A 10,514-nucleotide genomic window follows, 5' to 3' on the forward strand; every position below is an offset into this window, starting at 1 on the left:
TCGGGCGTCGGGCTGGCCCTCACCCTAACCCTCTCCCAGAGGGAGAGGGACCAAATCCTTCGTTCTCAAAGAGAGATTGCCATGGCCCTCTCTTCTTCTCTCAGGGGGAGAGGACCGAACTCTTTTCTCAAAGGAGAGAGCGCATTGCCCCCTCTCCCTCTGGGAGAGGGCTGGGGGGAGGGCCCAGCCCGAGCTTCAATCAGTCATTCACTCGACCCGCACCCACGTCTGCGTGCGCCCCAGCAGCGGCGAGCCGATGTAGCCGCGCACCTCCAGCTTCTTGCCGCCTTCGATGGGCTTCAGGCGCACCTTGTAGGTCTTGCCGTTGTTGGGATCGAGGATCTCGCCGCCGTCCCAGCGCGTCGCATCGTCTGCGTTCTGCTTGACGCCGTTGATGATCGTCATGCCGGCGATGGGCTTGTCCTTGAGCTCGTCGCTGCATTTGTCGCAGGTCGAGTCCTGCCGCTTCGGGGCGAGCAGCTTCTCGATCTTGCCGCTCAGCACGCCGCCGGATTCGCTGATGCGCACCAGCGACTTTTCTTCCTTCGTGTCGTCGTCGATCGTCTTCCACAGCCCGACCGGCGTGGTGGGTGCCTGCGCATGAGCCAGAGGCAAGAAGGCGCCGAGCATGGCGAAGGCGCCGGCTGCCAGCAGTTTCATCATGATCTCTCCCGTGAGTTGAAGTCGCGCCGCGGGGGCGCTCAGAACAGCGCCTCGTCCATCGCCATGAGCGGTGCTGCGCCCGAGCGTGCGGTGCGGATCAGCATCGCCGTCTCGGGCAGCAGCTTGGCGAAGTAGAAGCGGGCCGTGGCCAGCTTGGCGGTGTAGAAGGCATCGCCCGAGTCCTGTTTCTCGAGGGCGATCTTCGCCATGCGCGCCCACAGATAGGCGAACACCAGGTGGCCGACCACGCGCAGGTAATCGACCGCCGCGGCGCCCACCTCGTCGGCATTTCCGAAGCCCTTCATGCCGAGTTCGGTCGTCAGCTTGGTGACCTTGTCGCCCAGATCCGCGAGCGGGTTCACGAACTCCTGCATCGCCTCTTTCGTGCCCTCTTCTTCGATGAAGTCGGCGATCACCCTGCCGAAAGCCTTGAGCTTCTTGCCGTTGTCGCCCAGCACCTTGCGGCCCAGCAGGTCCAGCGACTGGATCGTGTTGGTGCCCTCGTAGATCATGTTGATGCGGGCATCGCGCACGTACTGCTCCATGCCCCATTCCTTGATGTAGCCGTGGCCGCCGAACACCTGCATGCAGTGCGAGGTGGCGAGCCAGGCGTTGTCGGTCAGGAACGCCTTGACGATGGGGGTGAGCAGGGCCACCTGGTCGGCCGATTCCTGGCGGACGTCTTCGTCGGGGTGCGAGAGCTCGCGGTCGATCAGCAGCGCGGTGTAGAGCGAGAGCGCGCGGCCGCCTTCGGCAAAGGCCCGTGCTGTGAGCAGCATCTTGCGCACGTCGGGGTGATGGATGATGGGGTCGGCCGGCTTGTCGGGCGCCTTGGGGCCGGACAGCGAGCGCATCTGCAGCCGGTCTTTCGCATAGGCGGCGGCGTTCTGGTACGCCACCTCGGTGAGGCCCAGCGACTGCATGCCCACGCCCAGGCGCGCCACGTTCATCATCACGAACATCGCCGCCAGTCCCTTGTGGGGCTGGCCGACCAGGGAGCCGACGGCACCGTCGAGGTTGATCTGCGCCGTGGCGTTGCCGTGAATGCCCATCTTGTGTTCGAGCCCGGTGCAATAGACCGGATTGCGCTCGCCGAGCGAGCCGTCGGGCTTGACCAGGAACTTCGGCACGACGAACAGCGAGATGCCCTTGGAGCCGACCGGCGCACCCGGCAAGCGAGCCAGCACCAGGTGAACGATGTTGTCCGTCAGGTCGTGCTCGCCGGAGCTGATGAAGATCTTCGCGCCAGTGATGCGGTAGCTGCCGTCTGGTTGCGGCTCGGCCTTGCTGCGCAAGAGGCCCAGGTCGGTGCCGCAGTGCGGCTCGGTCAGGCACATGGTGCCAGTCCACTGGCCGCTGGTGAGCTTGCCCAGGTAGAGCGCCTTCTGCTCGTCGGTGCCGTGTTCGTGCAACGCTTCGTACGCGCCGTGCGTCAGGCCGGGGTACATGGTCCAAGCCTGGTTGGCGCTGTTGTTCATCTCGTACAGGCACTGGTTCACCGTGATCGGCAGGCCTTGGCCACCAAACGCGGGGTCGCCGGCCAGCGCCGGCCAGCCGCCTTCGACGTACTTCTCGTAAGCCGCCTTGAAGCCCTTGGGCGTGCGCACCTCGTGGGTCGCCGGGTCGAGCGTGCAGCCTTCCTCGTCGCCGCTGATATTGAGCGGAAACAGCACCTCGGCGGCGAACTTGCCGCCTTCCTCGAGCACGGCATTGATGGTGTCGGCGTCGACCTCGGCATGCGGCGGCATGGTGCGCAGCTCGTCGGTCACGCCGAGCAGTTCGTGCAGCACGAACTGCATGTCGCGGATCGGGGGGGTGTAGCTGGCCATGAAGAGTTCTCCGGGTCAGAAGGAAAGAGGCAGTCGATGCGGGCACGCGGAGCCGGCTGCTCAGCGCGCCTTTTTGCGGGCTGCGGGCGGGCTTGCCGCCGCAGGGATGAGGTTGTCGGCCAAGATGCGCTCGAAGCCGCGGCCCGCGCGTTCGATCGCGCCCGGGTTGCGCATGAAGCGCGCGTCGTGGTGCAGCGCAAGGATCAGCCCGTGGATCTCGAACAGCATCTGCATCGGATCGGCGTCGGCCCTGAGGTGGCCTTCTTCGACCGCGATGCCGATGGCGCGCTCGAGCGCGCCGTGCCAGGTGCGCACCATGCTGGCCAGGGCGTCGCGCACTGGGCCGGGCCGGTCGTCGAATTCCACCGCGCCGGAGATGTAGATGCAGCCCGAGTCGATCTCCACCGACACGCGCATGACCCAGCGCTCGAACAGGCCGCGCAGCCTGGGCAAGCCGCGAGGCTCGAGGAGCGCAGGGTGGAAGACTTCTTCCTCGAACCGGTGGTGGTACTCGCGGATCACCGAGATCTGCAATTCCTCTCTCGAGCCGAAGTGCGCGAACACGCCCGACTTGCTCATGCGCGTGCACTCGGCCAGCGCGCCGATCGACAGGCCCTCCAACCCGATCTGCGAGGCCAGGCCCAGGGCCGCATCGAGAATCGCCGCGCGGGTTTGCTGACCTTTGTGCTGATTCCCGCGCGCCGCCGTACGCGACTCGCCTCGACCGCCGCCGGATTCGACAGGGAGGTCGGCACTGCCGGCTGGGTTGGGGTCAGGACTCAGAGGGGACAAGGGCGCTCCGAACAAAAACGAACGATCGTTCTATTTTGCAGAGAAACGGTACCCGCAGCGCGGCAAGGGCGGATTATTTGTAGGGCTCTCTGCTCGAAGAGGCCGAGGGTTTACCCGCAAATCGCGCGTGTTGACGGCGGGGCAAGTCGCCGCGAGGCTGTCACTCTTCGATGTCGTCCTCCGGCAGCCAGGCCGGGGAATCCTTGTCACGCGCCTGCCGCTCCAGCGGCGCTTGCAGGCGCCGAGCCTCGTCGAGGAAACGCTCGGCGCTTACGGCCGGTGCGACGCGCAGCGCCGGCGGCCCCAGCGTGCTCAAGTAAAGCGGCGAAAACCAGCGGTCGCTGCGTTGGTGGTTCAGCAGCAGCTTCAGGCTGATGCCGACCAGGAACATCGTCGCGAAGCCGACCGCCAGCGCATGGCGCCGCGTCGGAAGAATCAGGCTCAGGTGCCCGTAGATCAAGATGCAGCCGAGTGCCAGCATGAGCACCTCGCCTGCGCGCAGCAGCCAGGGCCACGACAGCGCAAAGGCCGCCAGCGGCAGCGCGGCGCCGAGCAGCAGCGAAGCCAGCAGCACCGACAAGGCCAGCCGCAGATGCGCGAGGAAGTCGAAGTGGCGGGTGAAGAGTTTTGCGCCCAGGGCCCAGAGGAAACACCACACGCCCAGGCCGATGGGCACAGCCACCAGCACTGGCAGGTAGCCGCTCAGCGGATCGCCCGGATCGCTCTCGAGCCAATGCTCGCCGAGCAGTCCCGCCAGCAACAACAGCAGCCCGGCGGCCAGCCAGCGGCCGCGCAGCGGTGCCGGCGGCGCCAGCGCTTGTTCGGGCGCCAGCGCCTCGCCGGGCAGGCGCAGGCGCAGCCGGGTGCGGCCGATCTGCCATTCGCTGCCGCTCGCCACCGGCAGGCTGATCCCGGCCGGCAGCAGGCGGCCGGCGAGTCGCAGGCCGTTGACCGTGTCGCCCACGGTCAGCGTCGCCTGGCCGTCCCGCACGTCAAGGCTCGCGTGATGGGCGGCGGCATGCGGGTCGTCGAGCAGCACGTCGCAGTCGAGCGCGCGGCCGATGGTGATCGGCCAGCGGGTCACGGCAATGCGGTGCGCGACACCGCCATCGCGGTCGAGCAGTTCGACCAATGCGAGGCGAGCGTCGGGCGCAATCCTCGGCTCGGTGGTCATCGGCGCGTCACCGAGGCCATCCGTCGCGGCGCCGAACAAACCGTCGCCATCCGGATCGGCCTGTGAGTTCTTGCCAGCGACCGCCTCTTTGCAACCCGGCGCATCCAAGCCGTGACCGCCTGGTTCGATCGCCGACTCACGGCGCCTCCTTGCGCGCGTAGCCGCTAAGGTAGTGCTCGGCCAGGCGCATCGCATTGTCGAAACTCACGCCCCGCGCATCGATGCGGCCCTGCACGCCGGCACTGCCCTGGTCGAGCGTGGCCACCAGCACGCTCAAATCGTAAAGCCCGGCCAGGCGCTTGTAGGCGCTCATGCAGAGGACCGCGCGCAGCGGCAGTCCGGCTTGTTCGACGAAGCTTTCGTGGCATTTCGGCGCGGTGTATTCCTTGCCCACCCGCCGGCCGAAATTCTCGTTGCGAAAGCTTGCGCTGTAACGCTGCGTGAAGCGCAGCACGCCGAGCTTGCTGCCGTCGTAGGCCTCGTGGCGCACGCCGAGCGTGCCGGTGGCCAGCGCGCCGCTGACGAAGACCCGCGTGTCCATCTCGCAGTCGGAGCGCTCGAACTCCAGCCCCTTGGTGTCGGACGGCGTGCTGCGGCCCCAGCAGCGCATGAAGTCCTCCTGCGGCACGGGAATGCGGTAGTCCGGGTGCCCGGCACTGCGCCACGGCTGACTCACGAAACGCTGTGTCACCGTTTCCTGGTGCGCAAAGAGTTGCGCGGTCAGCTCTGGGTAGACCGGGGCCGTGATTGGCTCGGCTGTGCGCGCACGCTCGAGCAGCGCCTGCGCGAACCGGGCCGGCACCAGAAAGCTCACCTGCTGGCCATCGCGCCTTGTTGCCACGTTGATGCCGACCACGCGGCCCTGCTCGTCGAGCGCCGGGCCGCCGCTCATGCCCGAGTTGAGCGCGCCACCGAAGAAGATGCTCGGATAGAAGCTGCGCTCCACCAGGCCGTTGTAGGTGCCTTCGAGCACCGCGAAGCCGACGTCGAGCGGATTGCCCAGCGAGTAGATGCGCTCGCCCTGGGCCAGCGGCTCGTCGGCGGGCCGAAAAGCGAGCGGCGCGCCCGGCAGGTCGCGCGGGGCGCTCTCCTTGCCGGCACCCGCCGGCAGCGCCTTGACCAGCGCCAGGTCATGGACCGCATCGAAGCCGAGCAATTGCAGGCTGCCCTCGCGGCCATCGACCCGGGTGTAGACCAGCCGGTAGCGCTCCGGCTGCAGCGCGAGCTGGCTGACAACGTGGTAATTGGTGAGGATCAGCCCGTCGTCGCTGACGAAGAAGCCCGAGCCGACCGAGGCCTGGCTGTCTTGACCCTTGAGCAGCGTGCGCACCTGCACCAGCTGGCCGCGCGCGAGTTCGTACAGGCGTTGCGCCGAAGGCGACACCGGCGCCAAGGGCAGCGCCGCGGTGGCGTCCAGGGGGGCGGGCGGGGTAGTTTCGGAGGCCGGCGCAGGGCTCGGTGAAGCGCTCGGTGTCGTCTTCGGTACGGCGGTCTGAGCGCAGGCTGCCGTGCCTGTCACTGCGATCAGCCACCCGATTACGCACCCCCGCCAGGCTGGAATTCGAATCATGGGCGATTTTAGGCAGCGGCCTGTCGGGCCCGTTCCTGCTGCGGCTTTGCAGTCGCGTGTTGCCCCCGCTTGAGCGGGTGTGGCTGGCTGCTCTATGCTCCGGTTCGTAAGGAGTTTCTTGCGTGGACGTGCTGCAACTCGATGTCTCCGGTCGCCCGCAGGCCTGGATCACCGCCAAGGAGGCGGCGGTGCTCTATGCCAGCGACGGCGTTGCCTGGACCCTGGGCGACACCTGCCTGGTGCTTCGCGGCGGCATGCAGCGCCGCACCGGCTTGCAGTCGCGCATTGAAGTGCACCCGATCATCGCCGTGCGCGGCAGCGTGCCGAGCCGGGCCTGGCGCCAGACGCCGGCGCTGTCGAACACCAAGCTGTTCGCGCGGGACCGTTGCGTCTGCGCGTATTGCGGTCGCCAGTCGCTTCCCGACGAGCTCACGCGCGAGCACATCCATCCGACCTCCCGCGGCGGCCTCGACAGCTGGATGAACTGCATCACCGCCTGCCGCCCCTGCAACGGACACAAGGCGGCTCGCACGCCGGAAGAAGCGCGCATGACCCTGCTCTATCTGCCCTACGTGCCCAGCCTGCACGAAGACATGATCCTGCGGGGGCGCCGCATCTTGACCGACCAGATGGAGTTCTTGCTGGCGAGTGTGCCGAGGTCGAGCCGGCTGCATGCCTGAGCGCGTCCCGTGACCCGATGAAAAAGGGCCCCGTAAAGGGCCCTTTGCATTGGCCGGACCGGCCGTTCGGCCCTACAGCCCGGCCGCCGCACGCAGCGCCTGCGCCTTGTCCGTGCGCTCCCAGGTGAACTCCGGCTCTTCCCGCCCGAAGTGCCCGTACGCGGCCGTCTTGCAATAGATCGGCCGAAGCAGATCGAGCATCTGGATGATGCCCTTGGGCCGCAGGTCGAAGTGCTCGGTCACCAGCGCGGCGATCTTCTCGTCGGAGATCACGCCGGTGCCTTCGGTGTAGACGGTCACGTTCATCGGCTGCGCGACGCCGATCGCGTAGGCCACCTGAATCTGGCATTGCCGTGCCAGCCCGGCCGCAACGATGTTCTTGGCCACGTAGCGCGCCGCGTAGGCGGCCGAGCGGTCGACCTTGCTCGGGTCCTTGCCCGAGAACGCGCCGCCGCCGTGCGGGCAGGCGCCGCCGTAGGTGTCGACGATGATCTTGCGGCCGGTCAAGCCGCAATCGCCCTGCGGGCCGCCGATGACGAAACGGCCCGTGGGGTTGATCAGGTAGCGGGTTTCCTTCAGCCATTCCTTGGGCAGCACGGGCTTGATGATTTCCTCGATGACCGCCTCGATGAACGAGGCCTTCATCTTGGTCCCCGTCTCACTCTGGTCGGGGCTGTGCTGGCTCGACAGCACCACGGTGTCGATCGAATGCGGCTTGCCGTCCACGTAGCGCATCGTCACCTGGCTCTTCGCGTCGGGCCGCAGAAAAGGCAGGCGGCCGTCCTTGCGCAATTGCGCCTGGCGCTCGACCAGGCGGTGCGCGTAGTAGATCGGCGCGGGCATGAGCTCGGGTGTCTCGTTGCAGGCGTAGCCGAACATCAGGCCCTGGTCGCCGGCGCCGGTGTTGAGGTGGTCGTCGGAGGCGTGATCGACGCCCTGGGCGATGTCGTTGCTCTGCTTGTCGTAGCAGACCATCACCGCGCAGCCCTTGTAGTCGATGCCGTACTCGGTGTTGTCGTAGCCGATGCGCTTGATGGTGTCGCGCGCGACCTGGATGTAGTCGATGTGCGCGTTGGTCGTGATCTCGCCCGCGAGCACTACCAGCCCGGTGTTGCACAGCGTCTCGGCGGCCACGCGCGACCGGGGGTCTTCGGTGAAGATCGCGTCGAGGATCGCGTCGGAGATCTGGTCCGACACCTTGTCGGGGTGACCTTCGGAAACGGATTCCGAGGTGAAGAGAAAGTCGTTCGCCACTCTTAAACTCCTTGAGGCCCTGTGAGGCCGGTTGCAACTTGCGTTGCCGGCCTTCTTGGAGGAGGAGCGGCGAACGCTTTAGCGGTTTGTTGAGCCTTTCGGCCCAGCAGCGCAGTGCTGCAATCGCCCCGCAAGTAGTCCTGTAACTCGGCGACGGCCCGATTCTAACGACCGATGAATTCCTTGCTGATTTCCTGCATGCGCGCGCTGGCCAGATGCCCGCTGGTGCTGCTGCATGCGCTGGGCGCGCCGCTGGGATGGGCCGTCTACCTGGCTTCGCCAAGCTATCGCGCGCGCTTCAAGGCCAACGCGGCGCAGGCCGGCGTGCCGTGGCAGCAGGCGCGCGGCGCTATCGCCGCCGCCGGTCGCATGGTGATGGAGTTGCCGCCGCTGTGGCTGCGGCCGGCCGGCGCGGCGCTGCCGATGCCGGTGCACTGGGAGGGCGCCGAACATCTGCAGGAAGCGCTGGCGCCTGGCCGCGGCCTGCTGCTATTGACGCCGCACATGGGTTGCTTCGAGGTGGCGGGCCAGTCCTACGCCGAGCGCTTCGGTGAGAACCTGGCTCCCATCACCGTGCTGTTCCGCCCCGCGCGCAAGCCATGGCTGCGCGGCCTGGTCGAGGGCGCGCGCCGCCGGCCGCGGCTCGATACGGCGCCGGCCAGGCTGGCCGGTGTGCGGCAGATGATCCGCGCGCTGCGTCGCGGCGAGACGGTCGGTCTGCTGCCCGACCAGGTGCCGCCCGAAGGCCAGGGCGTGTGGGCGCCGTTCTTCGGCAGGCCGGCCTACACCATGACCCTGGCCGCGCGGCTGGTGCAGCAAACCGGCTGTGCCTTGCTCGTGCTCTGGGCCGAACGGCTACCGCGCGGCAGCGGCTTTCGCGTGCGTGTCGCCCCGCTCGGCGAGCCGCTGCCCGGCGAGCCCGTGGCGGCCGCCGCGGCGATCAATCGTGCGATGGAAGGCTTGATCCTCGCCTGCCCGGAGCAATACCTGTGGGGCTACCACCGCTACAAGTCGCCGCGCGCCGGGGCGCCGGCGGGCCACGCCGCGGGCGAGGCCGAGCCACACACGGCGACGCGCATTGCCGTGCCCGAGGTCTCGCAGCCCGACCCGCGCGCTCCCCGCTGACATGCGCCTCGCCAGCCGCGCGACCCTGGCCCTGCTGTGGCTGCTGCATTGGTTGCCGCTGCCGCTGCTCGCCCTGCTGGGGCGTGCGCTCGGCGTGCTGCTGTGGCGGGTGGCGCCTCATCGGCGCCGCGTCGCGCTGCGCAACCTCGAACTGTGCTTCGTCGACTGGACGCCCGCACAGCGCCGCGCGCTCGCCTTCGAACACTTCCAGTGGCTCGGCCGCAGCCTGCTCGAGCGCGGCGTGCTCTGGCATGCGTCCCCCGCGCGGCTGCGCCGGCTGATCCACGTCGAAGGTGCCGTGAACTTCGGCGACACGCACCCCGGGCCGGTGATGTGGCTCGTGCCGCATTTCATGGCGCTGGACGTGGCGGGCGCTGCCGTGCAGCTCTTTGTCGCGCGGCCGGGCTGCTCGATCTACCAGTCGCAAAGCAACCCGGTGTTCGACGCCGCGCTGCGGCGCGCACGGCTGCGCTTCGGCAATGCGCAGATCTTCTCGCGCCGGGAAACCGCCAAGCCGCTGCTGCGGGCCATCAAGGCGGGCGCCGGCTTCTTCAACCTGCCCGACATGGACTTCGGCAGCAAGGACGCTGCCTTCGTGCCCTTCTTCGGCGTGCCCGCCGCCACCCTGCTGGCACCGTCGCGCATGGCCCGCTTGCTGGACATGAAGGTGCAGCCGGTGGTCGCCGAGATGCTGCCGGGCGGGCGCGGTTACCGCGTGCGTTTTCATGAGCCGTGGGAGAGTTTCCCGAGCGGCGACGCCGAGGCCGACACGGCCTGGATGAACCGCTGGATCGAAGCGCGCGTTCTCGAGAATCCCGCGCAGTACCTGTGGGTGCACAAGCGCTTCAAGACGCGGCCTCCCGGCGAGCCGCGGCGGTACTGAAGCCCGGGCAGGGAAGCGGTCCGCAGTTCCGTCGGCGAACGAGCAGAGCGGTCGGCCGCTCGGGGCCGGCTGCCCCGGTAATCCTGTGCAGACGGTGCGAGAACGCGATGGCGCTACGATGGCTCGGCCGGCCGGCTGCGGCACCTGCCCGGTCCGTCCACCGCATGCAACGACGAGGAGACAAGATGAAACTCACGCCCGCCCAGCTCGCACAGTTCGAGCGCGACGGCTACCTGTTCTTTCCATCGCTGTTCAAGCCCGACGAAGTGAAGACGCTCACCGACGAGGTGCCGCGTCTGTATGCCATGGACCGGCCCGAGAACGTGCGCGAGAAGGGCAGCCGCGCCGTGCGCACCAACTTCGCCGCCCACCTGTACAGCGCGCCCTTCGCACGGCTTTCGCGGCACCCGCGGATGATCGAGCCCGTCGAGCAGATCTTCGGCGAGCAGCTCTACATGCACCAGTTCAAGATCAACGGCAAGCAGGCCTTCGACGGCGACGTGTGGCAGTGGCACCAGGACTACGGCACCTGGCTCAACGACGA

General features: G+C 68.0%; 10 protein-coding genes. 4 read left to right on the forward strand and 6 right to left on the reverse strand.

Translation table 11 applies throughout. The features are described from left to right. Nucleotides 1-207 precede the first annotated feature (207 nt). From H0W40_RS11105 to H0W40_RS11125, 5 genes are all read right to left on the reverse strand, one after another. Entirely contained in the window at nt 208-663 is a 456-nt protein-coding gene (locus tag H0W40_RS11105; RefSeq protein ID WP_292446160.1) for a DUF2147 domain-containing protein, read from the reverse strand. 38 nt (nt 664-701) lie between these two features. Next, nucleotides 702-2,492 (reverse strand): acyl-CoA dehydrogenase C-terminal domain-containing protein, encoded by a 1,791-nt coding sequence (locus H0W40_RS11110; protein WP_292446161.1) that lies wholly within the window; start codon nt 2,490-2,492, stop codon nt 702-704. Nucleotides 2,493-2,552: 60 nt separating this feature from the next. After that, a complete protein-coding gene (locus H0W40_RS11115) occupies nt 2,553-3,152 on the reverse strand; it encodes a TetR/AcrR family transcriptional regulator (protein ID WP_292446177.1) in 600 nt (199 codons plus the stop codon). Between the two features lie 292 nt (nt 3,153-3,444). Next, nucleotides 3,445-4,458: an FHA domain-containing protein gene (locus H0W40_RS11120; RefSeq protein WP_292446163.1), complete on the reverse strand. Its 1,014-nt coding sequence runs from the start codon at nt 4,456-4,458 to the stop codon at nt 3,445-3,447. Nucleotides 4,459-4,594: 136 nt separating this feature from the next. Next, nucleotides 4,595-5,977 carry a serine protease gene (locus H0W40_RS11125; protein WP_292446164.1) on the reverse strand — a complete coding sequence of 461 codons (1,383 nt, stop codon included), beginning with the start codon at nt 5,975-5,977 and terminating at the stop codon, nt 4,595-4,597. A 173-nt stretch (nt 5,978-6,150) separates the two neighbouring features. Between H0W40_RS11125 and H0W40_RS11130 the strand changes: the two genes are divergently transcribed. Next, a complete protein-coding gene (locus H0W40_RS11130) occupies nt 6,151-6,708 on the forward strand; it encodes an HNH endonuclease (protein WP_292446166.1) in 558 nt (185 codons plus the stop codon). A gap of 72 nt (nt 6,709-6,780) precedes the next feature. Here H0W40_RS11130 and metK read toward each other — a convergent pair whose 3' ends face one another. Continuing rightward, nucleotides 6,781-7,962 carry a methionine adenosyltransferase gene (gene metK / locus H0W40_RS11135; RefSeq protein ID WP_292446168.1) on the reverse strand — a complete coding sequence of 394 codons (1,182 nt, stop codon included), beginning with the start codon at nt 7,960-7,962 and terminating at the stop codon, nt 6,781-6,783. A 174-nt stretch (nt 7,963-8,136) separates the two neighbouring features. Here metK and H0W40_RS11140 point away from each other — a divergent pair, with 174 nt between their 5' ends. From H0W40_RS11140 to H0W40_RS11150, 3 genes are all read left to right on the forward strand, one after another. Beyond that, on the forward strand, nt 8,137-9,087 hold the full coding sequence (locus H0W40_RS11140; RefSeq protein ID WP_292446170.1) for a lysophospholipid acyltransferase family protein: 951 nt from the start codon (nt 8,137-8,139) through the stop codon (nt 9,085-9,087). A gap of 1 nt (nt 9,088) precedes the next feature. Further along, nucleotides 9,089-9,970 (forward strand): lipid A biosynthesis acyltransferase, encoded by an 882-nt coding sequence (locus tag H0W40_RS11145; RefSeq protein WP_292446171.1) that lies wholly within the window; start codon nt 9,089-9,091, stop codon nt 9,968-9,970. 185 nt (nt 9,971-10,155) lie between these two features. Then, a partial coding sequence (locus tag H0W40_RS11150; protein WP_292446173.1) for a phytanoyl-CoA dioxygenase family protein occupies nt 10,156-10,514 on the forward strand: 359 nt, incomplete at its 3' end.

It is taken from the genome of Methylibium sp. (assembly GCF_013817345.1).
Classification (GTDB): domain Bacteria; phylum Pseudomonadota; class Gammaproteobacteria; order Burkholderiales; family Burkholderiaceae_C; genus Methylibium.

Coding starts and splice junctions, on each gene's coding strand:
- H0W40_RS11105 (WP_292446160.1), bottom strand. CDS start 663: ATGATGAAACTGCTGGCAGCCGGCGCCTTCGCCATGCTCGGCGCCTTC.
- H0W40_RS11140 (WP_292446170.1), top strand. CDS start 8,137: ATGAATTCCTTGCTGATTTCCTGCATGCGCGCGCTGGCCAGATGCCCG.
- H0W40_RS11120 (WP_292446163.1), bottom strand. CDS start 4,458: ATGACCACCGAGCCGAGGATTGCGCCCGACGCTCGCCTCGCATTGGTC.
- H0W40_RS11145 (WP_292446171.1), top strand. CDS start 9,089: ATGCGCCTCGCCAGCCGCGCGACCCTGGCCCTGCTGTGGCTGCTGCAT.
- H0W40_RS11110 (WP_292446161.1), bottom strand. CDS start 2,492: ATGGCCAGCTACACCCCCCCGATCCGCGACATGCAGTTCGTGCTGCAC.